The sequence below is a fragment of the Aerococcus sanguinicola genome (assembly GCF_001543145.1).
Classification (GTDB): domain Bacteria; phylum Bacillota; class Bacilli; order Lactobacillales; family Aerococcaceae; genus Aerococcus; species Aerococcus sanguinicola.
On record NZ_CP014160.1, the window covers coordinates 490,019 to 516,103 of the forward strand.

Genomic DNA, 26,085 nt, shown 5'->3' on the forward strand with positions numbered 1-26,085 from the left:
TGGAGCTTTGAAGTTGATCGTTAGCCATGAACCAGCAAGCGAAGCGAATTACGGAGCGTAGGCTTTAGCCATACGATCCGTTTGAGTCTCGCTAGGTGAGAGACCTTGGCTCGAGCCGGTGCCATGGCTTTTTAACGATCAAATTCAAAAGCGTAATGAATGCTCATCACTGCTATTATCAATACTACTGCGCTCTGTTAACTCCCACCACTAAGGAAAAGGCTTAAACAAAGTTACTTTCCTGCTTAAGCCTTTCCCATTCATTCATCTAAAACAGCTGCCCAGATTAAACACCTGAGTAAGCAGCGAAACCACCATCGATTGGAATAATAACCCCGTTAACAAAGCTTGCGGATTTTTCATCAGCTAAGAAGAGGGTTGGTCCAACCATTTCATCTGGTTCACCGAAGCGACCCATTGGTGTATTGGTAATGATCTTGTTACCACGTGGTTTCAAGGTTTCGTGGTCTTCTTCAAACATTAAGTCAATGTTTTGGTGAGACACAAGGAAACCTGGTGCAATAGCATTGCAGCGTACGCCAACTTTAGAGAAGTGAACAGCTAACCATTGGGTGAAGTTAGAGATAGCTGCCTTAGCTCCTGAGTAAGCTGGGATCTTGGTTAATGGTGTGAAGGCGTTCATTGAAGAAACATTAATGATGTTTGCCCCTTCACGACCTACCATATCTTTAGCGAAAACTTGGGTTGGGAGTAAGGTCCCTTGGAAGTTCAAGCTGAAGACAAAGTTAACGCCTTCTGGATCTAAGTCGAAGAAAGTAGTGGTTTCTTCATCTAAGCCTTCTTCGTGGAATTCGTTATCAGTAGTTGCGCGTGGGCTGTTACCGCCTGCCCCGTTAACTAAGATATCGCATGGGCCGAAGTCATTATTCAATTCTTCGCGAACAGCTTCTAAGTTTTCCTTGTCTAAAACATTACACTTGTAACCCTTAGCCTTGCCGCCACCTAAAGCGTTGATCTTTTCAGCCGCTTCGTTAGCTGCATCTTCGTTAAGGTCAAGTAAAGCAACATTAGCGCCAGCTTGAGCAAAGCCTTCTGCTAACTTAGAAACAATAACCCCACCTGCACCAGTTAATACAACAGTTTTACCTGAAAAATCATGAACATATGGATTGTTTGCCATCTTTGCATTCCTTCTTTCTAAAATTAAGGGTGTGAGACTTGGCGCTTAGCTTTGGATGCTTGGAGTAAGTTGGGATAAGGGCAAACCACGCTTGCACGTTCCCAACTTGCGAAAGCACTCCAAAGCTGCCAAGTCGAACCCGACTATTAATCCTGATCCAAAAGTCAGCCCTGGCTCCACTTCACAAAGGCTGTGCGAGCCTTGTTAAGGCTCTATCATCCTTTGCTCCAGTGGTCCAGGCCTAAACGACTTTTGTCACACTCTATTATTTACGGTTCTTAAGTAATTCTTCGTCGTGTGGATAAACAGCTTGGCCGAAGTCTGGCTTGCGGTCATACTTGTGGCAGAGCGCTTCGTAGAGGCCGTTGATGTAGGCAACCCCTAGGGCACGGTCATAGAGGCCATAACCTGGTGTTTCTGTTTGGTCACCCCAGATGCGGCGGCCGTGGTCAGGACGGATTGGGCCTTCCCAGCCGTATTTCACTAAGAGGTCCATCATACTGTAGAAGTCCACGTCCCCATTAGCAGATAAGTGGCCAGTTTCCATGAAGCCCCAGTCGCCAGCTTGGACGTTACGGGCATGGACGAAGTTGATCCGGTCGCGTTTCAAGGCATATTCCATGATGGCGTCGACATCGTTCTTGCCATCTGAGAAGTAGCAGCCATGGTCCATAGTGATCCCATTGCTTGGTGAATCCACGATATCTAAGAAACGTTTCACCGCATCTAAGCCGGTAATGATACGTGGCAAGCCAAAGATAGAGTATGGCGGATCATCAGGGTGGATAGCCATTTTCACGCCAGCTTCCTCAGCCACTGGAATGATTTCTTTAAGGAAATATTCTAAATTTTCCCATAATTGTTCTTCATCGACTTCAGCATAGTCAGCAAAGACTTGGGCCATTTCTTCTTTAGTGTAAGAAGCATCCCAACCTGGTAAGCTAAAGTCCCCATTGATTGGGTCCACTGCTTCAGCTTCATCCTTGAAGAAAGCCAAGCAAGTTGAACCATCAGGAAGAAGGTATTCTAAGTCCGTACGGGTCCAGTCAAAGACCGGCATGAAGTTGTAACAAACGACTGGAATACCAGCCTTACCCACGTTGCGGATAGACTCTTTGTAGTTTTCGATTAATTGGTCGCGGCTTGGTTTGCCTAATTTGATGTCTTCATGGACAGGGATTGATTCGATAACCGAAATATGCATCCCTTGTTCCTCAACAGACGCCTTTAATTTTTCGATGTTTTCCAGGGGCCATGCTTCCCCCACTGGCACATCATAAACAGCTGTTACGATACCTTGCATGCCTGGAATGACACGGATATCTTCTAGCTTAACTGGGTCATGATGGCCATACCATCTAAAACTCATTTCCATATTTTATCTTCTCCTTTTCACAAAAAACTTGTGGGACTTTGGTTGCCCAAACTTATCCACAGCGTTCTATATCAATTGTACCTTATAAGCGTTAATTATATCAAGTAGACTTGCTTGAAAAGGCCAGTTTTTTGATAGTTTAAATAAATATATTTAGAGCGCTTTCAGAGCAAAAGACTTAGCCTGATATCAGCTAAGCCTTGATTTGACGCGAAAGCGCTTCATGTAAGAACAATCTTGCACTTGCTTTGAGCTATGGATTTGATGTCGAATCCCAATAATCATCCAGGGCTTTTTGTGCCTCTTTTTGTGCTTGCTCCAGGGCTTCTTGGGCTGGAATATCTTGCCAGTCAATTGGATAAAAATTCTTCTCATCTTCTTTATTTTAATTGACCGACTAGTCAGGCAAAAGTAGATACGCCTGCTTATCAACAATAGCATACTGCCATGTAAACTATTAGGAATGTCATGAAAGCATACATTGAAAGCTCGCTTCCATTCTTTTGTAATGGTTTCCAGGGGGCAGATATGCTATACTGGTAAAGAAAAAAAGAGTGAGGTGAATCCTATGGCAACATCCAAAGCACAAAAAAAGCGTAACCGCAAAATTCTCTGGTATGTGATTTTAATTATCTTCACCATTATCCAAAGCATCTACCTCAGCAATAAAGAAGATTAAAAACAGCCAGAAGTGAATGGTATAGGTGAGCATGTGCTTAAGGCCTGCTCATAACAGATATTCTATTTATTAGTGAAACCTTTCTAATTTACAGCACTAAAAAGACAAAAAGCAGAAGCTTCTAGATCATAAGAGCTTCTGCTTTTTTATGTTTTAAATTTAACTAATAACTTCAGCTGAATAGACTTGTCAGCATGCTTGTAGCAAGACAGTGGGAAGTTTTAAGCTTTGGACATCAGCAACTGAATTTTAAAGATTCAAGGGCCAAATTCAAAAGGGCAACAGATGCTCACTAGCACCGTTTAATTTAATCCTAGAAAGTTAAGTTTTTTCTCCACTGTTATATAATACAAGATAAATTTGTGCTCTTAATTTTCAATAGTACGATTATAGTGGTTCAACGGTTTCCTTATGAGCAGGAGTGGAGCGTTGAAGTTGGCCCTTAGCCGTGACCAAGCAAGCGATGTGAATTAGGGATAGTAGGCATTAGCCGTACTAGCCCTTTGAAGCTCGCTAGGTGAGAGACCTTGGCTCTCACCGGTGCCACGGCTCTTCAAGGGCCAAATTCAAAAGCGCAACGGATGCTCACTAGCACCATTTCCTTTAAAGACTATCCACCCTACAATTCCTTAGCCTGGCCAAGTTTAATCAAGCTTTCTGTGTACAGTTTGAGAAGCGGGATGAGGCTATCAATTTCCACATACTCATCCGCCTGGTGGGCCACTTCGGGATCTTTTTGGAAATTGGAGCCGAAGCTGATGCAGTTGCCTACTTTCTTGCTGTAGGACACTGCCTTGCCGATCAGGGGCGTCTGGCTTTCTTCAGGGAAGTGTTGGGCAAAGGTCTTCGACAAGGTCTGGATGGCTGGTCGGTCCGGATCTTCTAGGGTCACCGGGACGTCGAAGCTGGCCTGGATCTGCCAATCGGGCAAGCGGGTCTGGATCTTCTGCTTCAATTCATCCGAATGCGAACCATTAGGAAAGCGGCAATCGACGGCGAGTTTGATGCCGGTCTGAGCCCGGAAGTCCAGCTGACCGAGGTTAAAGGTCAAGGGCCCCATTTCCGGACTGGCATAGGCGATGCCGACCCCCGACCCATCGCTAGGGCTGAAGAGTCGATCTAGGTCGCTAAAGCTTTCCAGGTCCAAGGCTTCTCCCAGGGTCTGGAAGAGCCGGCTGATAGCATTAATCCCAAGCTGGGGTTCTGAGGCGTGGGCCCCCTTGCCGTCCAGGCTCAAGTGGGTCTCACCATCCCGGTAGCTGACTTGTCCCGGCCAATCTTTCTGGTCCAGATAAGCCTGGAGAATTGCTCGGTAGTCGCCAGCTAAACGGGCTTGGGCTCGGGAAGGCACCACATTAGCTCCCTCTCCGCCTGATAGCTCAAGGATTGGCCCATAGTCTGCCAAGTCATGGCTGAATTCCCAGGTAATGGCGCCGAATTCCCCTACACAGACAGGGAAGACGCCATCCGGGGTGAAGGCGAAGTCAGGCTGGCCGGCCTGGCGCAAGTAAGGCTCCAGGTCAAGCATCTCCGTTTCCTCATCAGAGCCATAGACCAGGCGCAACTGGTTACGGAGAGGAATTTTGTAGTCCTGGATAATCTTCATGGCATAGAAGACCAAGAGGCAGGACCGTTTCATGTCATTGACCCCGCGGCCGTAGAGCTTACCGTCTTCCTCCACCGCTTCAAAGGCGGGCCGGGTCCAATGGCTGCCAGCTTGAACCACATCCAAGTGGCTGACCACATCAATCCGGTATGGGGTCGCTAACTGCCCCGGCAGGTCAATGGCAATCGCCTCATTAGCATAATTTTGTACGGTCAGACCTTCTGCTTGGGCGAGCGCTGTCATATAGTCCAGGGCGCGCCGGATTTCTTGGCCGTAAGGTGCCTCGCTGGAGGCCGTAGCCTCGTCGCGAACGGATGGAATGCGGACGAGGGCCTTGAGCTCGGCCAATAAGTCCTCGAAATAAGCGTCATAATTAATGGCTAACATCTGTGCCACCTCTTTCTAATTCATTACAAGAGCAAGTGACGGATCCCAGCATAAATAAGCAAGTGGGCCGGATAGAGAAAGTAGAACCAGCGGCTATTCCCCCGCCCCTTTTCTCCATTATAGTGGTAAATAAGGTAGTAAGCGATCAAAACACCCGGCCCCTCCCAAAGCGATGCCAGGGCCCCGACCACAGCCTGGCACAAACGCTCTTGCCGGCTCAGGTAGAGGAGGACCACTAAGGCTACCCCAAAGTAACCGTAGTCAACCCTTCCTAGCTCAGCGAGGACCATCAACAATAGCGGCCCCAAAACTTTGAGCCAGCGGTAGCGGTCTTGTTTTAAAGTTACTAAGGCCAGGAGCCCTGCTAGAAGGGTAAAGAAGACATTCTGATGACTCCAGTCCAGGCTTTGTCGGAAGAGGGCCAGGTCGAAAGGCACTTCTGAGAGAAGGGCCAAGATCCCAAGTCGCCCGGCATAGGCCTTGACTGACCGGGTATGGACGAAGCCCTCAATTAGTAGGAAACAAAAAATAGGAAAGGCAATCCGCCCGATCGACCGCATGATGAGGTAGACTAGGGCCGGGCCATCACTGGACACCGTCAAGAAGTCCAGCCAGGTCACCGGCGCCAAGAGCTGGGGCTCAATGAAAACCACTGCCGCATGGTCAATAAACATGGCCAGCATGGCGATCAGCTTCAACTGGGTCCCCGTCAAGGAGAAGATTGGTCCTCTACTGTCATCGTCGCGCGTGTTTTGCATCTGCTTCCCTCTTTTCCTGAATGGCTTTGTTCTTCGGCTAGTTTTGTTTTATAATGCTCCTATCAAGACATAAAGGAGATGACACGATGGCAAGTGAATATCGTGCCCGTTTAAGGTCCTTACAAGACCGGCTGGAAAGCCAGCATGTGAACCAAATCCTAGTGACTGACCCCTACAGTATTTATTATTATACCGGCGTCTTAGTCGACCCCATGGAGCGGCTCTGGCTCCTCATTGTGCCCTATAAAGGACGGCCCTGCCTCGTAGCCAACGAGCTCTTCCGCTTCCAAGTGGATGATATTTTTCAAGTGGTTCGGACCAAAGACCAAGATGACTTTGGCCAGCTGGTCAAGCGCCTGCCCCTAGAGGAAGTGGGAAATTTCGGCATCGATAAGCAGATGACCGCCAACTACCTCCTCCCCCTCATCACGACCTATCCCTTGAGTAACTTTAGCCTGGCCAGCCACTTGGTTGACCAACAGCGCGGGATCAAGTCGGCAGGTGAACAGGAGCTTATGCGCCAGGCTTCCGCCCTCAACGACCAGGCCATGGCCCGCTTAGTCGAAGAAGTCCTTCCCTATGGCCCCAGCGAAATCGAAGCCTGCCAGGCCTTAGAAAAAATTTACCGGGAAGTTGGAGCAGATGGAGGCTTTAGCTTCGAACCCATCGTCGCTTACGGGGCGAACGGGGCCGACCCCCACCACTTGTCGGACCACAGCCGGCCCCAGCTAGGAGACGCCATTGTGGTTGACATCGGTTGCCGCCACCAGGGCTATTGCTCGGACATGACCCGGACCTTCTACTACGGCCAGGTCTCAGACAAGGACCGGGCCCTCTACCAGCTGACCCTGGAGGCCCAGGAAGCTGGGATTGCAGCCGTTAAGGTCGGTCAGGCGACTTTCCAAGCCATCGATTCGGCCTGCCGGACCACCATCGCCCAAGCTGGCTACGGCGACTGCTTCATCCACCGGACAGGTCACTTTATCGGCCAAGAAACCCACGAAGCCGGTGACGTCAGCCAGGCCAATACCCAGCTGGTTCAAGCCGGCCAGTGCTTCTCCATCGAACCCGGCATCTACCTGGAAGGCGAAACCGCCGTAAGAATCGAAGACCTAGTCATCGCCCAAGCCAACGGGGTCGAAGTCATTAACCACTATCCAAAAGAACTTTCGATTATCCCTATACAAGGGTGAGAGGGCTGGCGCTTAGACTTGAATGATTGGAGACTCATCGAAAAAGGCTGACATCAGTCAGGCGTTTCGATGAGTTGAAATCACTTCAAGTCTGCTCTTGCGAACCCGACTAAAGGGTGAGAGACTTGGCGGTTAGGCTTGGATGATTGGATCAAGTAAGGATAAGAGCGAAGCGTTCGCTCGTTCCTTACTTGTGAAATCACTCCAAGCCTGCCAAGTCGAACCCGACTAAAGGGTGAAAGGGCTGGCGGTTAAATTAATCGACCTTCAATCAAAAGTTACGACTGTGGGTTGACGATCCTCAACATTCATACAGAGCTTTCAATTGTGGGTTAACGCTGATCAATACCCAAACAAGTTCTCCGAGTGTGGCTTGACGATGACCAAGCCACACACAAAGTCTTCGATTGTGGGTTGACACACCAAACACCCCAACTACACAGGGTGTGAGCAAGAGCGGGTAGCTTTTAGTAAGTTGGAATGGTGCCAGTGTCTGATTTGCATACGGCAGTTCTGAATGCAAATAGGCAGGCATCATTTTGCATTTGGAGAGGCTGAGTGCAAATAGCAGCTATCATTTTGCATTCGGCGGCTCTGAGTGCAAATAGCAGCTATCATTTTGCATTTGGAGAGGCTGAGTGCAAATAGCAGCTATCATTTTGCATTCGGCGGCTCTGAGTGCAAATAGGCAGGCATCATTTTGCATTCAGCAGCTCTGAACGCAAATAACCGCTGTCATTTTGTATTCAGCAAGTCTGAGGGCAAATTGCTCAAGCCCAACTAGGCTATGGGGGCTAGCGGGAGAAATAAAGCTCTGGAGCAAAGAGGATAAGACTGCCTTTAGTCGGTCTTACCAGTCATCCCCTCCTGCCTCGCCACTAAAACCAGAGCTGGGCCTGGTGGAAGAGTCCGCGCAGGTAGCTGATCACGAAGGGACCGATGAACCAGAGCAGGACCAGGGTGACGACAACCAGCCCCAGTGCCAAGAAGCGGTAGGCGCCATGTTGGCTATCCGACCAGAACCACTGGCGCTTGCGCTCGCGGTCATAGAAAATTTCATTGGTATCCAGGTCAATCTCCCGTGTTTTGGAATCGACGACTTCCCGGTCTCGCGTGCGGTCATCCGTCGCGTAGATTGTGGTTTCCTGCTGGTAGTGGGTCTCGAATAAGGCTTGACGCTTCTTTTTGGCGCGTTCTTTCTCCTTGGCGAGTTCCGCCTTGGCCTTGCGGTAGCTTGCGCGTTTCACTTGGTCCCCTCCTCTCTTTTTCGGTGTCCAGCCCGCCCCAGTGGACCAGGCAGACACACTTTGCTTATATTTTACCGACTATGTTTGAATTTTTAACGAACTTTCAAGATATTATTTGACCATTCCCAGCTTTACAATTACATGCTAGAATAGACAAGGAATAAAACGGAAAATATCCTTGCCCATTAAGGAGGACAAAATGTTACAAAACCATTATTTATTTACCAGTGAGAGTGTTACCGAAGGCCATCCCGACAAAATCGCTGACCAGATCAGTGACGCTGTCCTGGATGCAGCCCTCAGCCAGGATCCCAACAGCCGGGTAGCTTGTGAAACGATTGTGAATACCGGCCTGGTGGTAATCTTCGGGGAAATCTCCAGCCAAGCCAATCTCGACTTCCAGACCATCGTTCGCGACACGGTCAAAAAGATTGGCTACACCCGGGGCAAATACGGCTTCGATGCGGAGAACCTCAACGTGATGGTAGCGCTCGACCAACAATCCCCCGATATCGCACAAGGGGTCGACCAGGCCCTCGAAATCCGCGGTAAAGATGGCGAAGAAGCGCTCGGTGCCGGGGACCAAGGCCTAATGTTTGGCTTTGCCTGCGACGAAACGCCTGAATTCATGCCCCTACCTATCCAGCTGGCCCATCGTTTAGCTGAACACCTGGCACATCTCCGTCATGAAGGGATCCTACCTTACCTGCGCCCCGACGGCAAGACCCAGGTTACCGCGGAATATGACGAGAACAAAAAACCTGTCCGCGTCGACACCATCGTCGTTTCCACCCAACACGCGGAAGCAACGCCCATGGAACAGATTGAAGCTGACATCCACGAGCATTTGATCAAGGAAGTCATCCCAAGCCATCTCTTAGATGACGAGACCAAGTACTACATCAACCCAACTGGTCGCTTTGTGATTGGGGGGCCTAAAGGAGATGCTGGTTTAACGGGACGGAAGATTATTGTGGATACCTACGGAGGCATGGCACGCCACGGGGGCGGTGCCTTCTCCGGTAAGGACGCCACCAAGGTCGACCGGAGCGCTTCTTATATGGCACGCTATATTGCGAAAAATATCGTTGCCAGCCAACTGGCCAGCCGGTGCGAAATTCAATTGGCCTATGCTATCGGGGTTGCCCAACCTGTTTCCATTAATATCGATACATTCGGCACCGAAAGCGTGGCCAAGGAGAAAATCACCCAAGCTGTCCGGCAAATTTTTGACCTGTCGCCACGCGGTATCATCGACAGCTTGGACCTGCGCCAAGCCATCTATGAACCCACTGCCGCCTACGGACACTTCGGCCGCCATGCAGAAGGCCCCTACTTCCCTTGGGAGCGGACCGACCGCATTGACGAACTCAAAGCTGCTGTGGACGCCCTGGACTAAGATTAAAATAAAAAGCAGCTCTCCCCGGTCCAGTTTGACTTGGGGAGAGCTGCTTTTGTTTAGCAATTACTTTTGAGCATCCGTTTCGCAAGTAGATCCAGCGCTACTTGCGAATGAAGTCGCCGTTTGCAAGTAGACCCAGCTCAACTTGCGAATGAGGCCGTGGTTCGAAAGTAGAGCCAGCTCAACTTGCGAATGGAAGCTCCGTTTGAAAGTAGGCCCGCCCCAACTTGCGAATGAGGCCGCCCTTCGAAAGTAGAAGGGCCGCGACTCGCAAACAGGACCACCATTTACAAGTCCCGCACGCCCCTACAAAAAATACCCACAAAAAACTGCCAGGCAAGGCGATTTATTCCTTGGCTGGCAGTCTTATCCCTCTATATTAGTCACGCAATTCGGGATAGGTCGCTTCTAGGTGCTGGCAGAGGCCCTGGATGCCCTTTGTAACCAAATCATAAGTCAGGTCAAAGTTCCCGGTATAATAAGGGTCCGCGATCGGTCCGGCTTGGTCAGTGAAGTCCAATAATTGGTAGACCTTGTCGCTAGTGCCGACGATTTTCTCAATATTTTTGATATTGCTATCGTCCATGCCGATTAAGTAGTCGTAGCGGTCGACGTCACCGGCTTTCAGCAGGCTGGCATACATATTGTCCGTGCTGATGCCCTTAGCTGCTAAAAGATTGGCAGTGCCGGGATGGGGGGCTGAGCCCAGGTTCCAGTCCCCTGTCGCTGCCGATTCCACCAAGACCTTATCCTCCCAACCGCGCTGCTTAACTTCCTCGCGCATCAAGGCTTCCGCCATGGGGGACCGGCAAATATTACCTAAACAAATAAAACAAATCTTAACCATAGAACCTCCTAAGTGAAATTTAACCATATTTTCTCATGGGCAATGCTAAAATAAGAGTGAGTCTCTTATTTGACCAATGAATAGAAAGAAGTGAATCACATCCAATGGTTACTGCTTATCGCCGCGCTAGCCGCGCTAAGATTTCCCTAGATGCTATTATACAGAACTACCAAGGGATTAAGCAATCCCTATCCCCAGGCAAGCTGGTCTATGCCACGGTCAAGGCGGATGCTTACGGACACGGGGCCAAAGCCGTCAGCCAGGCTCTGGAAGAGGCCGGTGCCGATGGTTTCTGTGTGGCCCTGACCGATGAAGCCCTCGAACTCCGCCAGGCCGGCATCCAAAACGATATCATGGTCTTAGGGGTTATCCCGGCTTCAGATGCCCTGGAAATGGCCCAAGCCCAGGTCGCCGTGACGGTCAGCCGCTTAGACTGGCTTCAAGCGGTGACGGAAGAACTCGAAGCTGCCACTTACCCTGCCCTGGACATCCACTTAGCGGTCGATTCTGGCATGGGGCGGATTGGCTTCCTCGATAGCCAGAGCTTGCAGGCTGCCATCGACTGGATTGCCGCTCACCCCAAGGCCTTCACGCTCAAGGGCATCTTCACCCATTTTGCGACGGCAGATAGCCAGGACCCCCAAGGCAAAAGCAAGCAAGCCGCCCAAGCCCAGGCCTTTCAAGACATCCGCCAGGCCATCGATTGCAGCCAGCTTCCCCAAGCCCCCCTCTTCCACCAATCCAACAGCGCTATGGCCCTCTGGTATCCCGATGAGACCCTGAACATGGTACGTTTAGGCATTGCCCTCTACGGTGCCAATCCGTCGAACGGGGAAGAAGACCTCCCCTATTCCTTGGAACCCGCCCTCAGCCTAGAGACAGAAATTGCCCACGTTAAACAAATGCATGCCGGCGAAACAGTCGGCTACGGGGCCACCTATACCGCTAGCCAGGATGAATGGATCGCCACCCTCCCCATCGGCTATGCAGATGGCTGGCTGAGAGCCTATTCAGGAGTCGAAGTTCTCGTCCAAGGCCAGGCCTGCCCCATCGTCGGCCGGGTCTGCATGGACCAGTGCATGGTCCGCCTCGACCAAGCCTATCCGATTGGCACCAAGGTCACCCTCATCGGTGAAAACCAGGGCCAAGTTATCCGGGCTGAGGACGTCGCCGCCCATGCCGGCACCATCGCCTATGAGACCTTATGCCTCTTAAGCCAGCGCCTGCCCCGGGACTACCAAGATTAAAGTCCTTTAACCGTTTTATCCTTGACTATTAATAGTAGCTATGTTAGATTAATAGCAATAGAAAAGTAGAGATATAGAGGCCGCGCTCGCCATCATTAGGAAACGAAAGGGGTCAGCGCCGAAGCAAGCTTGCTTGCTGGGGGCAGTACTGAACAAGGCTGTCACTGTCAAATGAGAAGCCCATTCTTATTTTGGAGGACTTATCCTACTTGGGCCCGTGAACCATACACGCTGACTTTGTATAGGCATACCCAAGTAAGCTAAGATTCCTGAATCTTAGCTTTTTCTATTTTACTAAGCTGTTTAACCATTTAAGGAGGAAATCAAATGTCTATTTATAGAGGATCCGGAGTGGCCATTGTTACCCCCTACCAGGATACAGAAGCGCGTGAAATTAACTATGACGTCTTCCGTCAGCTCGTTGAACGCCAAATCGAAGCAGGAACCGACGCCATCATTGTGGCCGGCACAACCGGCGAAGCCAGCAACCAAACCGATGAGGAACAGATTGACCTCATCCGTTACTGTGTCGAAGTCGTCGACCACCGCGTCCCAGTTATTGCCGGCGCTGGTTCTAACGACACCCGCCACGGGGTCAACCTCTCCAAGGCATGTGAAGAAGCTGGTGCTGACGCCTTGCTTTCCGTGACCCCATACTATCTCAAAACTAACCAAGAAGGCCTCTACCAACACTTCGCTGCCATCGCCAATGCGGTCAACATTCCCATCATCTTATACGATGTGCCAGGACGGACCGGGATGGGCATTGCCCCTCAAACCCTCCGCCGCCTCATCGATGACTTCGAAAATATTGTCGGCCTCAAAGACGCAACCGGTAATTTCAACCACGCTGTTGACAACCTCCACTACTGCGGCGACCAGGTAGACGTATACTCAGGCAATGACGATACCGCTGTACCCCTCATGAGCTTGGGTGGCCAAGGCGTTATCTCCGTATTGGCCAACATCGCCCCTGCAGAAGTCCACGAGATGATCCACGCCGCCCTCGACGGTGACTTCGCCAAGGCCCGCGAACTCCAAGCCAAATTCAAGCCCTTAATCGACACCCTCTTCTGCGAACCCAACCCCATACCCGTCAAAGCCGCTCTAGCCCTCCAAGGCTTCGAAGTCGGCCCAACCCGCCTACCTCTAGGCAAACCCCAAGAAGAAACTGTGAATAAATTAAAAGAACAAATGGACGAACTTGGCTTGTTGGGTTAGATAGGGTGTGAGCAAAGGCGCTTAGAAAGGGATGACTGGAGACAATAGAGATAAGAGCGGCTTTAGCCGATCGTTCCCTTTTGTTGAAGTCACTCCCTTTCTGCCTTTTTGAACCCAACTAGGGTAAGAGGAAGCACGGGTAGAAGTGGAACTCTGGAGCAAAAAGCTAGAAAAGTCTGAGCGGTTTCGTCGAATCTTTGTGAAGAGGGACTATTTCTGCTTGCCTGAACCTAACTACAATATAAATACTAATCATTAGTTTTAGCCAGCTGAAAATGCTGGTTTTTTTATCCACTAATTCTTTATAGAAATATTTGAAACAATAATTAGTGCTTATCTAATTCTGAGCAGGAGTGGAGCGTTGAAGTTGGACCTTAGCCATGAATAAGCAAGCGATGTGAATTACGGATAGTCGGCGTCAGCCGTTACTAGCCGTTTGAAGCTCGCTAGGTGAGGGACCTCGGCCCGAGCCGATGCCATGGCTCTTTAAGGGCCAAATTCAAAAGCGGAACGCATGCTCAGCATACTATTCTGTGGAATTTTTTTCTTTATCTGCAGGCCTTTTAGCCAGGCATTCTTAATTTTTCCTAACTTGAATAAAATCGGTTTTAGTATAAAATAGTATCTATCATATACAACAATTGGAGGCTTAAACTAATGACTGACCGACAAGTCCCCTTTCGAATCAAAGCAACCGCGATGGATGAAGACTTCATCGACCAATATAACCGCTCATCCTTCCACCGCCACGAGCTCGTTTTTGTCACCAAGGCATTGCGGATTACCGTCAACCAGCAGTCACTTGAAGTGGAACCCAAGCAAATTATTGTGATTCCCTCAAGCATTGACCTTAAACTCGAAGCGGGCCAACACTACGCTTCTCCTCAATTCTACGGCTATGTCCTCTCCATTGGTGACAATTACCTCGATGAGATCAACCATACCTTCATCGACACCACCGACCTCATCCAGGTCTTCAGCCAACTGCGTATCCTCCCCGTGAGCGAAAATAACTGGCAAGTCTTCCTCGACCTCTTCGGCCAGCTCAAACAAGTCCAAGCGGAAAAAGCTACCCTCTACCAGCAGAAGATTATCTTCCACCTGGCTAGCCTGCTCTTCCTAGAAACCTGCCAAATCTACCAGTCGCCCAACGACCCCCTGCTCCACGAACATACCAAGCGCGACCAACTAGCCAGCGACATCAAGCAATACGTCGACGACCACTTCAACGAAGCCATCACCCTCCAAGACACCGCCAAGCGCTTCAACATCTCGACTTCAACCGTCAATCGTATCTTCCAAAAATACTACCACGACACCCTCTACCAATACCTCATCACCAAACGCCTCAGCTACGCCCACGACTGCATCAAAAAAGGCCAATCCATCAGCCACTCCTGGAAAAACGCCGGCTTCAAAGACTACAGCAACTTCTACCGGTCCTTCATCAAACACTACCATTACAGACCACACGACGCGAAATAAAAGGTGTGAGACTTGGCGCTTAGACTCGGATGATTGGAGCAAGTCAGAATAAGAGCGAAGCATTCGCTCGCTTCTGACTTGTGAAATCACTCCGAGTCTGCCAAGTCGAACCCGACTAAAGGGTGTGAGGGCGCGCGGGTAGAAGTGGACCTCTGGAGCAAAAAGGCAGAGAAGACTGAAAGTCTTCGATGACGCTTTGTGAAGAGGAGCCACTTCTGCGCGACCAAACCCGACTACAAGGGTGTGAGGGCGCGCGGGTAGCTTCCTTTCACTGGAGCAAGTCACCAGAGCAGTCTGTCGGACTGCGGCGGAGACTTGTGAAGCGACAAGGAAGCTGCGCAACCGAACCCAACTACAGGGTGTAAGCAAGAGCAGTCAATCCACAAGCAAAGGCTCCTAGTGTGGCTTGCCATCACTCAACCCACAATTAGAGGTCCTTTGTCTAGGTTCATAAAGATCAACCTTCAACCAAGACCTCCAATTGTGGATCGAATCTAAGTAACCCACATTCAATACCAGCGAGTGTGGCTTCCCATCAGCCAAGCCACACTAGAGGGGCTCGAATGTGGGTGGACAACACCCGTCATTCAAACTACCAAAAAATAATTTTTACTAGGATAAATGTAAAAGCTAGCGAAGACCTCGCTAGCTTTTTTCATTATATTAAGCCAGATCAGCTTGCCCAGCAGCGGTCCTACTTGCTAACAGGACCTCCATTCGCAAGTTGCCGGCCACCAACACCACGCAAGATACAAAAAAGACCTATCCCCGCCATATAAGCTCGAGAGATAGGCCTCTCTATCTTTTTTTAAGGCATTCTTATTGGAAGACCATGCCGCCATCAGTCACAATGATTTGACCGGTAATATAGTCCGCTTTTTCTGAGGCGAGGAAGGAGACTAAATTAGCCACATCTTCTGGTTCTTGGGTGCGGCCGAGCGCAATATTGGCCACTTGTTCCTTGAAGGTCTCCCCTCTTTCAGCACCAGTTAGTTCCGCGAATTTTTCATCCAAGCGGTCCCACATGCCGGTGCCAGCGATCCCTGGCGCATAAGCATTGACGGTAATTCCATCATCCGCTAATTCCTTGGCTGCGGTCTGGGTCAGGCCACTCACCGCGAATTTAGTCGCCGAGTAGGCGCTGAGCATTTCAAAACCTTCGCGTCCCGCAATACTGGAGGCATTGATAATCTTACCCTTAATGCCGAGTGCCTTCATCTGCTTGGCTGCAGCTTGGATCCCATAGATGGTACCCTTAATATTGATATCGAAGAGCGCCCCCAGATCTTCCTCTTCCAAATCGATCAGCGGTGCCACTCGCCCTTCAATCCCTGCATTATTGACAAAAACATCTAAACGGCCAAATTGATCCACTGCATAAGCCGCCAGGTCCTTCTGATCTTGGAGCTTGCTCACATCCGCTTCCTTAATCGCCGCTTCAATCCCTTGGTCCGCAAATTCTTTCTGGGTCGCTTCCAAGGTTTCTCGGTCGATGTCCGCTAAGACCAGGTCGAAACCATCTGCCGCTAATTGCTGGGCGATGGCCTTACCTAAGCCCTGGGCTCCACCTGTAATCACAGCTACTTTCTTCTCTGACATAAAATTAATTCCTCCTTTTCTTAAGTTAAGCTAAGTATAACAATTTCGGTTCCGAAATAAAAGTAAAAGCCCTTGACCAAGTTCAAAAGCAAAACAGATCTCCGCCTTCCAAAATAAAAAAGCCTCCAAGGACAAGTCCATGTCCTTGGAAGCTCTTCAATTTTTACATATTCAATTGACGTTGTAGGTTGGCGATCACGGCATCGGCAGCGACTTCCTGGCCCTGAGTCAGGGACTGGTAGAGCTTAAAGTAGAAGCGGGCTGTCTTCATATTGCCTAGCTCTACTGCTGCTTGGGCCATGTTGACCAACTTGCAGAGGGCGGCATCGGAAGGGAACTGGTCCAGCTTGTAGTCTTGGAGGATCTGTGCCACTTCCTTATTGGTCAGGGGCTCTTCGACTTCCAAGCCTTCTTCCTTGAGCGATTCAAGCAGGTCAGTCGCCCCCTCGTTCTCCTTCCAGCGCAGGCTAATCTTAGCGAAGTTCATGGCAGCTTCTAGGTCTCCCTTGCCAGCATAGAATTTTGCCAAGCAGGCATAGCCCCGAGCCAAGGCTGACCGTTCGATCGAATACTTCAGGCCTTTTAGGATCATGGCATAGGCCATGCCGTACTGGTCCATATCCAGGTAGAGGGCCGCCAAGTCGTAGATCATCGTCACTTGGTAAGGGTGCCAGAGCAGGGCCTGTTGGTAGGCGTCCGCCGCTTCCTTGCGCTCATTAGCCTGGAGCAGGACCTTGGCATAGGTCTGGTAGATCTTGCTGAAGTCGCGGTGAGTTGGCAAAAGCTGCATCCCCGCCTCTTCATGGAGCAAGAATTCAAAGCGGCCAACCAAGTCAAAGATACTCAATTGCCGCTGTCCAGGCTTAGGATTGTACTGGTCGAAGTCAGAATCTAGACTCCGGATGAAGTCTTCCATGGCAAAGCGGGCCTCGGTCACCTCACCCGCCGCTAACATCTCGTCGATCTTAGCCATTAAGATATTGTCGGAGTGCTTATCCGAGTCATCATAACGCTTGCGATTCTTCAAGGTCTCTTCAGGATAAGCTTCATAGAGCAGGTCCTCTAATGTCGAAAGGAATTCTTCGTTACGGATCAGGACAATATTTTCCACCAATTTTTGGCCGACTTCGCTAATGGCCTGGCTATAATTTCCCACAAGTAATTGTTCAATTTCTTTTAGTAAATTTTCTTGATCTTGATTCATAATATTCTTCCCCTTAATTCGGAATAATGATTACCGGTCAAAGACACCAGTAATTATTGTAATCGGCCCTTGGTCAAAGTTCAAGGCTGGGCATAGTGTGAGTGATGCCTTTTACCGATCACTCTTGATTAATCATCCAAGGGCCCAGCAGGAAAGCGTTCCTCCAAGGATTCCTCCATCTCTTCCAGAGACATCACTTTGACAAAAGAATCTGGGGTAAAGCGCGGCTTATAGTCCGTTGGAAAGTCATCGAATTCCGCCGAATTGAAGAGGTATTTTTGCTTCTCATCATCGGATAGGGTCCGGAAATAAGCCATAGGAATCATATCATCGGCCAGGCGATTATTGGCCAGGCGCTTGATGAAGTGTGTAATATTCGAGAGGTCGTAATAATAAGCGTAATAGAGGTCGGACTGGCGTTGGTCAACCGGCGTCATCGTAAAGTCCACCAAGAGCTTCAAGAGGGCCTGCTTCTCTAAGATTTGCCGGTTGTTGAAGCCCTGGAAGCTCGTCCGCAGCATATAGGGCTGGTCTAAGTTGACCTCCGCTAGCTTACTATCATCATCATAAATCTTCAAGACACGAAAACTCTCGCCCTCCCACTCCTTGGTCGTCACATAATAATTCTCAATGAAAGCCAAATGATTCAAACGGGTATATAATTCATCCAAACGCATGGTCTCGCCTCCACCCTCCTAGTCAAGCTATTGAAACGCTAACAGTCTTATTATAACAGACTCAGCAAGGAATAACCGCCAAAAGCGCTAGTTTATTTGTCCAATCAAAAGTACACTGACTGTCCAACCAGTATTCACAACAACTGACAAATTGTGCTAGTGAGCATCCGTTCCGCTTTTGAAGTTGTCCCTTAAATTTTTGAGGGACAATAACGGCTTTCGCCGTTTTGTACTATATCCGTAAGTCGCTGACGCTCAGATAGCTATACACCACCGGCTCGAGCAGGTTCAGCTCTTGGAGCGGGGCGACTTAGAGATGAAGTTCAAGGCTGCGTTAGCAGCGTTGCTACCTTCTTCTCGCCTAGCGAGACTCAAACGGATCGTACGGCTATTCGCCTACGATCCATAATTCGCTTCGCTTGCTTGTTCATGGCTAAGGGCCAACTTCAAAGCTCCACTCCTGCTCAAAAAGTTACTGTTGTGTATTTTTTGATTAGTAATCACCAATACAAAAGTTTAAAGAACGACACTTCCCCATAAAAAAGAGGCCTGCTGGGGCCCTTTTTAGTCTTTATTCGCTTTGACGACCGCAAACCAGCGCCGGTCAACGATTCCGCGATTGTTGGCTAAGCCGCGTTTCTGGATGCCTTCTTCCTGGTAGTCGCAGGCTTCTAAGATGGCTTGGTTGGCCTGGTCCTCCACGTCAATTCCCACTTGGACACGTTCCGCTTGGACAGCGTCGAAGAGAAAGTGGGTGACCGTCCGGACCGCTTCCGCCCCCAATTCGGTGCGCTGGTCCGACTGAGCGAAGAGAAATTCCAATTCGCAGGCCGCAATCTTTTTAACGATCCGTTTCACATGAATTTCACCAATTAGGGCCTGGCTGCTTTTGTCTTCCACTCCCCAGCGGTAGATTTTATCGTTAGTGCGCTTAGGCTGCCAGTGTTCCAAGAGCTTCTTAGTGGTACGCTTGGACTCATGGACGCCCCAGCTAGCGTACTGGGTCAGCTGGCTATCCCCTGCCCAATTTCGATACATCTGTTCATAATCAGACACATCGAATTTGCGCAAGAGCAAATTCTGTGTCTCAATGGTCTTTGTTCCTTTGTGATTCATACAAGTTTTTCCCCGATTCCGGCTCAGTCGAAGCCTAAATATTCATTGTCACGGCTTATTATAACATAAGTTCCAACCATTTGGCCTAAGATCCTGACTTAACTTGGTCCCGGTAGCGGCCCAGCTGCAAGTATTCTTCTAGGGTCAAGCCATAACGCTGGATAAAAGCGGCGTGTTCCCTGCCAACATAGCGGTAGTGCCAGGGTTCAAATTCATAACCCGTGATGGCTTCGCGGTCCTTGAGATAGCGCAAAATAAAGCCATATTTATGGGCATTGTCGGCCAACCACTGGGCCGCTGGGTCTTCAACAAAGCTGTCATCAAGTCCCCCACCCTGGTCCAGCCAAGCCTGGCTCAGCCAGTCGAAGGCCAGACCCGTCGCATGTTCCGTCGCCCGCTCCGGTGCGATATAGGCATCCGTCATCCGCTCGGCTTCTTCCTTGGACTTGCCCTGGTTGAGATAAGTCTCATATTGGTGCTGGCGGTTATAGGCCTGGGATTCGATGGAGCGGAAGGCCGAGATGGTGCGCAGGTCATAGCCCGCCGCCCGGGCATCGGCCATGAGGGCTTCCAAGTCCCCTTGGAGGCGCTGGTCATAGACTTGACCTTCTGGCGTCTGGGCGGCTTCAAAATCCGGTTCCTTATCTAGGAGCGCCTGACGGTTGACGAGGATCAAGCGCCAGTCCTTGGGGTCGATGGACTCAGGCAGCTCAGCAAGGACTTGGTCTAATTTACCTCCAAACCTAGCCTCCAATTGGTCAGCCCCCGGTGCCTGGAGCTTGCCCTGGCTGGGGCGTTCATTCGCTTTCAAGGCAGGCACTTGATTGGTCAGCTTGACCTGGCTCTCAAAAGTAGACGACCGGTCCACAAGCCCCAAAACCACCACCATTCCGGCTAAGAGGATCATATAGACCATCTGCCTCACACGTTTAAAGCCCTCTCCTGTCATCGCACCCGCCTCCTTAAGTCTTACTTCCTATTATAGCAGTCTTTAGGTCCAGTCGAAAGCTTTTTAAACCAGGCAGGGTCAGGCAAACTATGGTACAATAATGAAGAAATTATGAGAGAACGGAGCGATGAAGAGATGGAGCGCCAAGACCTAGCCCATGCCCAACGCCTAGTATTCAAAATCGGAACTAATTCCCTATTAACAGACCAAAACACGATCGACTACCCGCGCATCGACCGGCTCGCCTTCACCCTAGCTAGCCTCCGCCAAGCCGGCAAGGAAGTTGTCCTCGTCAGCTCAGGTGCCATCGGGGTCGGCTGTGTCCAACAAGGGATCGCCCAGCGCCCCCAAGCCATCCCCGAACAACAAGCCCTGGCTGCCTTGGGTCAAGTCACCCTGATGAGTATCTACAGCCGCTTTTTTGCTTATTACAACCAGGACGTGGCGCAAATTCTCTTAACCCGGGACGTCATGGACTATCCTGAGAGCCTGAAGAACTGCCGGAACAGCCTGGAAGTTCTTCTAGCCCAGAAGGTTATCCCCGTCATTAATGAAAATGACGCGGTCGCAGTCGATGAATTGGACCACCAGACCCGCTTTGGGGACAATGACACCTTGTCCGCTCTGGTCAGCAATATTGTTGAAGCCGACCTCTTAGTCCTACTCACGGACGTCGATGGCTTCTATACCGCCGACCCCCACTCCGACCCCCAAGCCCAAAGAATCAGCCGGTTGGAAGGCATCAGCCAAGACAACTTAGACCAAGCTGGGGGCAAGGGGTCCAGCTTCTCAACCGGTGGCATGGCCACCAAACTCAAAGCCGGCAAGCTGGTCTTGGACCAGGGCCGGAGCATGGTGATCATGGGCAGCCAGGAACCCGCCAATATCTTCAAACTTTTAGCAGGAGAAGATATTGGCAGCCTGGTCTCCGCCCGCCAATCATCCCAAAAGGAGGAAAAATAAAATGGATATCAAAGACCTTGAAGTCATGGGCCAGAAAGCCCAGGCCGCTGCCCGCCAACTCGGCCAGGCCAGCAGCCAAAGTAAAGAAGCTGCCCTCTTAGCCATGGCGGACCAACTCCGCCAAAAGCAGGCAGCCATCCTTGAAGCCAATGCCCAAGATATCGCTAAGACCCGGGACCAAGGCCGACCCGACAGCTTTATCGAACGCATGACCCTGACCGAAGACCGGGTGGAAGCCATGGCGCTAGGCCTAGAAGACGTGGCCCGCCAGCCCGACCCCATCCATGAAGTCATCGCCGGCTGGACCACAGCCCAGGGCCTCGACATCGTCCAAAAGCGGGTCCCCCTCGGCGTGATCGGCATTATCTACGAGTCCCGGCCTAATGTCACCGCCGATGCTGCCAGTCTCTGCTTTAAGACGGGGAACAGCGTCATCCTGCGCGGGGGGAAAGAAACCCTCCAATCCAACCTAGCCATCGTGTCGGCCCTCCAAGCGGGACTCGCTGCCGTCGACCTGCCCCAGGACGCCATCCAATACATCGATGATCCAGACCGGGCCTTGGCCACGGCCTTCATGCAGCTGGACCGCTATGTCGACTGCCTGATCCCACGAGGAAGCGCTGCCCTCATCCAGAGCGTGGTCCAAAACGCCACCATCCCAACCATTGAAACCGGCGTGGGCAACTGCCACCTCTATGTCCACCAGTCTGCCGACTTAGATGAAGCTGTGCAAGTCTTCATCAATGGCAAGGCCCAGCGCGTGTCCGTCTGCAATGCCCTGGAAACTTTAATCCTCGACCAGGCCATCGCCAAGGACTTCTTAGACCAGGCCCAAGACTTAATTGAAGCAAAGGGCATCCGCCTCCACGGCGACCAACGCACCTGCGCCCTGGTCAAAGACGCCATCCCTGCTGTAGAAAAGGACTATGCGGAAGAATACCTGGACTACGACATCGCCGTTAAGATCGTCGACTCCTACCAAGAAGCTATCGACCACATCCAGACCTATTCCAGCCAGCACTCCGAGGTCATTGCCTGCCAGGACTACCAAGTGGCCCAAGACTTCATGAACGACATCGATGCGGCTTGCGTCTATGTCAACGCCTCCTCTCGTTTCTCCGACGGCGGCGTCTTCGGTTTCGGCGGCGAGATCGGCATCTCCACCCAGAAACTCCACGCCCGCGGCCCCATGGGACTTAAGGCCCTGACCTCCTACAAGTACCTGATCCAGGGCCAGGGGCAGATTCGGGAATAACCTGTCAGTTTATAGCATTCAAAAAGGCATCGCTTGAATTCTTCGCAAGTGATGCCTTTTGTTATTATTAAAGATGCTAAATTTTTTCTTCAGCTAAGACTTGGCTATCCTCCAGCTGCCCAGCTTTTTCCTTATAGAACTCAGAGTCAGGAACAGGTGCTTTCTGATCCTTACGCTGGCAGGCGCTGGCGTAGAGGGTGCCGACCAAGGTGTGGAGGACGGTTGTGGCTGCTCCAGCGAGGGCGACATTGGGATTGAAGTGTTGGAGGGCCAGAGTCGAAGCTAAGCCCCCGTTCTGCATGCCGATTTCAATGGCAATGGCCCGGGTGGATGGGATGTCGTAGTGGCGGAATTTGCAGACCAGGTAGCCGGCCACATAGCCACTGATATTGTGGATTAAGACAGCCGCTACAATGACCCAACCCGTAGCCTTCAAGGTGTCCGCATTAATGGCCACAGATCCTGCTAAAACCAAGAGAACTGCCAGAGAAGATAAGCTGGGCAAGAAATCCTGGACCCCATTCAAACGCTCTCCGGCAAAGTAATTAATGGCAATCCCAATCACAATCGGTAAGAGAACAATTTTGACAATGGAGAGGAACATGGGCCAAAAGGCGATATCAATGTAGGCGCCCCCGTAAGCAGCTAGGAGCAAGGGCGTCATAAAGGGCGACAGCAAGGTCGATACCGAGGTCGCGGATACCGACAGGGGCACATTCCCATTGGCTAGGAAGGTGATGACATTGGAAGAGGTCCCGCCTGGGGCACAGCCAACGAAGATCAGGCCCAAAGCCATCTCTTGGGGCAGGTTGAAGAGCTTAGCCACCATATAGGCAGAAGCAGGCATGAAGCCGAATTGGACCACTGCCACCAGTAAAACCTGGAGGGGATGTTTGAAGACCTCGGAGAAGTCGTGGGGCTTCATGGTCAAGCCCATGGTAAACATCACGAGACCTAGGAAAATCGAGGTATAAGAAGAAGCCCAGATAAAGGCTTGGGGAGCGAGCAGGGCCCCCAGACCCACGACCAGGACAATCATCGCCAAATAACGGTTAAAATAAGCATTCAAGCGGGCGAAAACTCCCATAAATAAAACTCCCTTTCTTTTCTCATCTATTTCTCATTTATTTGTTATTGTTATCTAGTCTATACCTTGGCCCCCTATTTTTCAAACCCTTTTACGGAATATTCTGTCATTTAAAGCAAGCAGCTATTAATAAAAAATACTTGCATTGTTTGTTAGCTATATGCGGGAGTGGAGCGTTGAAGTTAGCCCTTAGCCATGGCTCTTCAAGGGGTAAATTCAAAAGCGTAACGCACGCATGTTTATAGTTTTAAAATAATCAAAAAGCCCAGCTGGCTACGGACAATCGCCAAGTGGGCTGCAGGCTAGCTGGACAGCTAAATATTAGAACTTTCCCCTTGCCTTGCCCCGCTTGTAGTAGAAGGCAATCAAGGCAAGGTATAGGCAACAGGCCCAGCCTGAACTGAGGATGCTGTAACCCCCGCCAGTGAAGAAGAGCGGGCCATCCTGGTAGTAATAATAGGCTGGAGCCAAGCTGATCCCGCCCTCTTCTAGGGCCGGATCCACAAAGTAAGGCACCGAAGACAGGCCGTTCAGGGCCACGTGGAAGGCCATGCTGGACCAGACATTGCCCTCCACATAGGCAACAAGGGAGAAGAGCAAGCTAGCTAAGAAACCGGCCAGGACTAAGATAAGCTGGGAAGGGCCATCCAGGGGCTTGTTCAACAGATGCATCAAGCCAAAGAGCCCCGCCGGCAAAAAAATCCCCCAGTAAACGGACCGCGCGCGACCGAGCACGTTCAGGGCAATGCCCCGGAAGACCAATTCCTCCTGGACCGCCCCGTTCAGGCCGTCCGCTAAGACTAAGTAGGCCAAGCTATAGAGAGAGAGTTCTCCCATTTGGGCTTGCCCATCTAAAGCCAGGGCCGTTCCCAAGACCAGGGTCACAGGCAGGGCCACAGCCAGGATCGCCGTCAACTTGGACACAGACCGCGGCGCCAGACCTAATTCCCTGTCCCCCATTTTCAGGGCCTTTATTTGGAAGGCCTTGAAGATCCCCGCAAAGATCAAAAGATCGAGCAAGGGGTTGACCAGGCTAGCCAGCCCTTCATCCGAAATTAAATTCGTCATAAGGGTCGCCAAGACTTGGGCTAGGATCATCAACAGGAAAGCGCCCCCACTGTAGACCAGGGCGCGGCTTAAAGACTTATTTTTCATTAAATTACCTCGCTTCTCTATGAAGTGAATTTCATCGGAAAAGTTTAGCACAAAAGCTGAACTAAGACAAGGGCTTTTAGGACAGGGGCAGCTTATGATTAGGCAATCCTAATTATTTGCGTTATACTGACTATTGATTGGATAAATTATTGAAGTAAGGAGATTTTTATGTTTGATTGGTTTATCAACTTACACCCCGTCGTCCAAGCTGGCCTGGCTGGTATTGTGACCTGGTTCTTTACCGCGCTCGGCTCATCCTTGGTCTTCTTCATGGGGGAAATTAACCGTAAATTATTAGACGCCATGAATGGCTTTGCGGCTGGGGTCATGATCGCAGCTAGCTTCTGGTCCCTGCTCGCGCCTTCGATTGAATACGCAGAAGCAGGGGGCTATGGCAAGTGGTCCTTCTTCCCTGCCCTGGTGGGATTTGTAGCAGGAGGCCTCTTCCTCAGCCTACTGGACAAGATTATCCCCCACATGCATATGGATAAGACCCGGTCTGAAGCAGAAGGGGTGCCGACCCAACTTTCCTCCACCTTCCTCCTCTTTCTCGCTATCACCATCCATAATATCCCGGAAGGTCTCTCAGTTGGCGTGGCCTACGGGGCAGTCGGCTCCGGCCTCGCTAATGCCAGTATGGCTAGCGCTATTTCCTTAACCCTGGGGATTGCCCTGCAGAACTTCCCTGAAGGCTCTGCCTTGGCCATGCCAATCCGCGCTAATGGAAATAGCCGCTGGCGGGCCTTTAACCTGGGCCAAGCCTCTGCCCTGGTCGAGATTATTGGGGCTATCCTGGGGGCTTGGTTGGTTACCCAGATGACTGTTATTCTCCCCTACGCTTTGGCCTTTGCAGCGGGCGCCATGATCTTCGTCTGCGTGGAAGAGCTCATTCCTGAATCCCAAAGTAACGGCAACGAAGACCTCGCCACCCTGGCTCTGATTGCTGGTTTTGCGGTCATGATGGTCCTCGACGTTGCCCTGGGATAGGCAGCTTTTGACAGAAACTAACTGGCTTGTAAACGCTTTGAGCAAATCATTTGTATCTAAACGGCATTCTGTTATGATTAAGCTATAGGAGGTAGATATTATGAACCAAGTAACGATTGAAGAATTTTACGACATTGTAAAAGCAGACGGTTCCGTTAACATCCTGGATGTTCGCCCACGCGAATTATACGAAGAAGGCCATGTGCCCGGCGCAGTTCACTTCCCTCTATCCGAAATCGAAGACCACTTAGATGACTTAGACAAGGACCAAGTCTACTATGTTATCTGCCATGACGGTAAGGGGTCCAAGAAAGGCACTGAAATCTTAGACAAGAATGGTTTCAATGCCATCAATGTTGAAAAAGGCGTGCCTGACTACCCAGGCGAGTTAGAAAAATAAGTTTAGTGATTTGACCAAAAAGCACCGTATCGGAAAATGATACGGTGCTTTTTTCTATCTATTATCTTTTTAAATACTGCTAATGAGCATACGTTTCGCTTCGAG

Annotated in this window: 22 protein-coding genes and 1 riboswitch; of the genes, 9 read left to right on the top strand and 13 right to left on the bottom strand. The window is 50.6% G+C overall.

The annotated features are described in order from the left end of the window. Positions 1-286: 286 nt before the first annotated feature. The 4 genes from AWM72_RS02230 to AWM72_RS02245 form a co-directional block, all read right to left on the bottom strand. Positions 287-1,141, bottom strand: a complete 855-nt coding sequence (locus AWM72_RS02230; protein ID WP_067972531.1) for an SDR family oxidoreductase — start codon at positions 1,139-1,141, stop codon at positions 287-289. A 265-nt stretch (positions 1,142-1,406) separates the two neighbouring features. Then, entirely contained in the window at positions 1,407-2,516 is a 1,110-nt protein-coding gene (uxuA, locus tag AWM72_RS02235; protein ID WP_067972534.1) for a mannonate dehydratase, read from the bottom strand. 1,298 nt (positions 2,517-3,814) lie between these two features. Continuing rightward, complete coding sequence (locus AWM72_RS02240) at positions 3,815-5,188, bottom strand: Sapep family Mn(2+)-dependent dipeptidase (RefSeq protein ID WP_067972537.1); 1,374 nt, start codon at positions 5,186-5,188, stop codon at positions 3,815-3,817. A 23-nt stretch (positions 5,189-5,211) separates the two neighbouring features. Beyond that, the gene (locus AWM72_RS02245) at positions 5,212-5,946 is read right to left on the bottom strand and encodes a TraX family protein (RefSeq protein ID WP_067972540.1); all 735 of its coding nucleotides are present in this window, start codon (positions 5,944-5,946) and stop codon (positions 5,212-5,214) included. Between the two features lie 86 nt (positions 5,947-6,032). Between AWM72_RS02245 and AWM72_RS02250 the strand changes: the two genes are divergently transcribed. Continuing rightward, the gene (locus tag AWM72_RS02250) at positions 6,033-7,139 is read left to right on the top strand and encodes a M24 family metallopeptidase (protein WP_067972543.1); all 1,107 of its coding nucleotides are present in this window, start codon (positions 6,033-6,035) and stop codon (positions 7,137-7,139) included. Positions 7,140-8,017: 878 nt separating this feature from the next. On the opposite strand, the gene AWM72_RS02255 is transcribed toward AWM72_RS02250, so the two are convergent. Continuing rightward, the gene (locus tag AWM72_RS02255; RefSeq protein WP_067972546.1) at positions 8,018-8,386 is read right to left on the bottom strand and encodes a hypothetical protein; all 369 of its coding nucleotides are present in this window, start codon (positions 8,384-8,386) and stop codon (positions 8,018-8,020) included. 199 nt (positions 8,387-8,585) lie between these two features. On the opposite strand from AWM72_RS02255, the gene metK reads away from it, so the two are divergent. Next, complete coding sequence (gene metK, locus AWM72_RS02260) at positions 8,586-9,785, top strand: methionine adenosyltransferase (RefSeq protein WP_067972549.1); 1,200 nt, start codon at positions 8,586-8,588, stop codon at positions 9,783-9,785. 382 nt (positions 9,786-10,167) lie between these two features. Here metK and AWM72_RS02265 read toward each other — a convergent pair whose 3' ends face one another. Continuing rightward, positions 10,168-10,635 carry a low molecular weight protein-tyrosine-phosphatase gene (locus tag AWM72_RS02265; RefSeq protein ID WP_067972552.1) on the bottom strand — a complete coding sequence of 156 codons (468 nt, stop codon included), beginning with the start codon at positions 10,633-10,635 and terminating at the stop codon, positions 10,168-10,170. A gap of 104 nt (positions 10,636-10,739) precedes the next feature. Between AWM72_RS02265 and alr the strand changes: the two genes are divergently transcribed. The 3 genes from alr (at position 10,740) to AWM72_RS02280 (ending at position 14,588) form a co-directional block, all read left to right on the top strand. Continuing rightward, entirely contained in the window at positions 10,740-11,882 is a 1,143-nt protein-coding gene (alr, locus tag AWM72_RS02270; RefSeq protein ID WP_067972555.1) for an alanine racemase, read from the top strand. 66 nt (positions 11,883-11,948) lie between these two features. Then, positions 11,949-12,091: riboswitch (Lysine riboswitch) on the top strand. A gap of 118 nt (positions 12,092-12,209) precedes the next feature. Continuing rightward, positions 12,210-13,103 (top strand): 4-hydroxy-tetrahydrodipicolinate synthase, encoded by an 894-nt coding sequence (gene dapA / locus AWM72_RS02275; protein WP_067972560.1) that lies wholly within the window; start codon positions 12,210-12,212, stop codon positions 13,101-13,103. A gap of 657 nt (positions 13,104-13,760) precedes the next feature. Further along, complete coding sequence (locus tag AWM72_RS02280; RefSeq protein ID WP_067972563.1) at positions 13,761-14,588, top strand: helix-turn-helix domain-containing protein; 828 nt, start codon at positions 13,761-13,763, stop codon at positions 14,586-14,588. Positions 14,589-15,407: 819 nt separating this feature from the next. Here AWM72_RS02280 and AWM72_RS02285 read toward each other — a convergent pair. The 5 genes from AWM72_RS02285 to AWM72_RS02305 form a co-directional block, all read right to left on the bottom strand. Further along, positions 15,408-16,187, bottom strand: a complete 780-nt coding sequence (locus AWM72_RS02285) for an acetoin reductase (protein WP_067972566.1) — start codon at positions 16,185-16,187, stop codon at positions 15,408-15,410. Between the two features lie 163 nt (positions 16,188-16,350). Continuing rightward, complete coding sequence (locus AWM72_RS02290) at positions 16,351-17,391, bottom strand: tetratricopeptide repeat protein (RefSeq protein ID WP_067972570.1); 1,041 nt, start codon at positions 17,389-17,391, stop codon at positions 16,351-16,353. Between the two features lie 128 nt (positions 17,392-17,519). Continuing rightward, positions 17,520-18,068 carry a hypothetical protein gene (locus AWM72_RS02295; protein WP_067972573.1) on the bottom strand — a complete coding sequence of 183 codons (549 nt, stop codon included), beginning with the start codon at positions 18,066-18,068 and terminating at the stop codon, positions 17,520-17,522. Between the two features lie 564 nt (positions 18,069-18,632). Continuing rightward, the gene (locus AWM72_RS02300; protein ID WP_067972575.1) at positions 18,633-19,184 is read right to left on the bottom strand and encodes a GNAT family N-acetyltransferase; all 552 of its coding nucleotides are present in this window, start codon (positions 19,182-19,184) and stop codon (positions 18,633-18,635) included. Positions 19,185-19,269: 85 nt separating this feature from the next. Then, positions 19,270-20,133: a M15 family metallopeptidase gene (locus AWM72_RS02305; RefSeq protein ID WP_067972577.1), complete on the bottom strand. Its 864-nt coding sequence runs from the start codon at positions 20,131-20,133 to the stop codon at positions 19,270-19,272. A gap of 111 nt (positions 20,134-20,244) precedes the next feature. Between AWM72_RS02305 and proB the strand changes: the two genes are divergently transcribed. Next, positions 20,245-21,096: a glutamate 5-kinase gene (gene proB, locus AWM72_RS02310; RefSeq protein WP_230080832.1), complete on the top strand. Its 852-nt coding sequence runs from the start codon at positions 20,245-20,247 to the stop codon at positions 21,094-21,096. A 1-nt stretch (position 21,097) separates the two neighbouring features. Further along, entirely contained in the window at positions 21,098-22,351 is a 1,254-nt protein-coding gene (locus AWM72_RS02315) for a glutamate-5-semialdehyde dehydrogenase (RefSeq protein ID WP_067972580.1), read from the top strand. Between the two features lie 76 nt (positions 22,352-22,427). Here the strand turns inward: AWM72_RS02315 and AWM72_RS02320 are convergent, their stop codons facing one another. Next, positions 22,428-23,438, bottom strand: coding sequence for a bile acid:sodium symporter family protein (locus tag AWM72_RS02320; RefSeq protein WP_067972582.1), 1,011 nt, complete (start codon positions 23,436-23,438; stop codon positions 22,428-22,430). 321 nt (positions 23,439-23,759) lie between these two features. Next, the gene (locus tag AWM72_RS02325; RefSeq protein WP_067972585.1) at positions 23,760-24,593 is read right to left on the bottom strand and encodes a CPBP family intramembrane glutamic endopeptidase; all 834 of its coding nucleotides are present in this window, start codon (positions 24,591-24,593) and stop codon (positions 23,760-23,762) included. Positions 24,594-24,761: 168 nt separating this feature from the next. Between AWM72_RS02325 and AWM72_RS02330 the strand changes: the two genes are divergently transcribed. Continuing rightward, a complete protein-coding gene (locus tag AWM72_RS02330; RefSeq protein ID WP_067972588.1) occupies positions 24,762-25,580 on the top strand; it encodes a ZIP family metal transporter in 819 nt (272 codons plus the stop codon). A 100-nt stretch (positions 25,581-25,680) separates the two neighbouring features. Next, positions 25,681-25,980 (top strand): rhodanese-like domain-containing protein, encoded by a 300-nt coding sequence (locus AWM72_RS02335; RefSeq protein ID WP_067972590.1) that lies wholly within the window; start codon positions 25,681-25,683, stop codon positions 25,978-25,980. The last annotated feature ends 105 nt before the right edge of the window (positions 25,981-26,085 follow it).

Excerpts from the sequence above, each read along its gene's own strand:
- AWM72_RS02230 (WP_067972531.1), bottom strand. The coding sequence starts at position 1,141 with ATGGCAAACAATCCATATGTTCATGATTTTTCAGGTAAAACTGTTGTA.
- uxuA (WP_067972534.1), bottom strand. The coding sequence starts at position 2,516 with ATGGAAATGAGTTTTAGATGGTATGGCCATCATGACCCAGTTAAGCTA.
- AWM72_RS02240 (WP_067972537.1), bottom strand. The coding sequence starts at position 5,188 with ATGTTAGCCATTAATTATGACGCTTATTTCGAGGACTTATTGGCCGAG.
- AWM72_RS02245 (WP_067972540.1), bottom strand. The coding sequence starts at position 5,946 with ATGCAAAACACGCGCGACGATGACAGTAGAGGACCAATCTTCTCCTTG.
- AWM72_RS02250 (WP_067972543.1), top strand. The coding sequence starts at position 6,033 with ATGGCAAGTGAATATCGTGCCCGTTTAAGGTCCTTACAAGACCGGCTG.
- metK (WP_067972549.1), top strand. The coding sequence starts at position 8,586 with ATGTTACAAAACCATTATTTATTTACCAGTGAGAGTGTTACCGAAGGC.
- AWM72_RS02265 (WP_067972552.1), bottom strand. The coding sequence starts at position 10,635 with ATGGTTAAGATTTGTTTTATTTGTTTAGGTAATATTTGCCGGTCCCCC.
- alr (WP_067972555.1), top strand. The coding sequence starts at position 10,740 with ATGGTTACTGCTTATCGCCGCGCTAGCCGCGCTAAGATTTCCCTAGAT.
- dapA (WP_067972560.1), top strand. The coding sequence starts at position 12,210 with ATGTCTATTTATAGAGGATCCGGAGTGGCCATTGTTACCCCCTACCAG.
- AWM72_RS02280 (WP_067972563.1), top strand. The coding sequence starts at position 13,761 with ATGACTGACCGACAAGTCCCCTTTCGAATCAAAGCAACCGCGATGGAT.
- AWM72_RS02285 (WP_067972566.1), bottom strand. The coding sequence starts at position 16,187 with ATGTCAGAGAAGAAAGTAGCTGTGATTACAGGTGGAGCCCAGGGCTTA.
- AWM72_RS02290 (WP_067972570.1), bottom strand. The coding sequence starts at position 17,391 with ATGAATCAAGATCAAGAAAATTTACTAAAAGAAATTGAACAATTACTT.
- AWM72_RS02295 (WP_067972573.1), bottom strand. The coding sequence starts at position 18,068 with ATGCGTTTGGATGAATTATATACCCGTTTGAATCATTTGGCTTTCATT.
- AWM72_RS02300 (WP_067972575.1), bottom strand. The coding sequence starts at position 19,184 with ATGAATCACAAAGGAACAAAGACCATTGAGACACAGAATTTGCTCTTG.
- AWM72_RS02305 (WP_067972577.1), bottom strand. The coding sequence starts at position 20,133 with ATGACAGGAGAGGGCTTTAAACGTGTGAGGCAGATGGTCTATATGATC.
- proB (WP_230080832.1), top strand. The coding sequence starts at position 20,245 with ATGAGAGAACGGAGCGATGAAGAGATGGAGCGCCAAGACCTAGCCCAT.
- AWM72_RS02315 (WP_067972580.1), top strand. The coding sequence starts at position 21,098 with ATGGATATCAAAGACCTTGAAGTCATGGGCCAGAAAGCCCAGGCCGCT.
- AWM72_RS02320 (WP_067972582.1), bottom strand. The coding sequence starts at position 23,438 with ATGGGAGTTTTCGCCCGCTTGAATGCTTATTTTAACCGTTATTTGGCG.
- AWM72_RS02325 (WP_067972585.1), bottom strand. The coding sequence starts at position 24,593 with ATGAAAAATAAGTCTTTAAGCCGCGCCCTGGTCTACAGTGGGGGCGCT.
- AWM72_RS02330 (WP_067972588.1), top strand. The coding sequence starts at position 24,762 with ATGTTTGATTGGTTTATCAACTTACACCCCGTCGTCCAAGCTGGCCTG.
- AWM72_RS02335 (WP_067972590.1), top strand. The coding sequence starts at position 25,681 with ATGAACCAAGTAACGATTGAAGAATTTTACGACATTGTAAAAGCAGAC.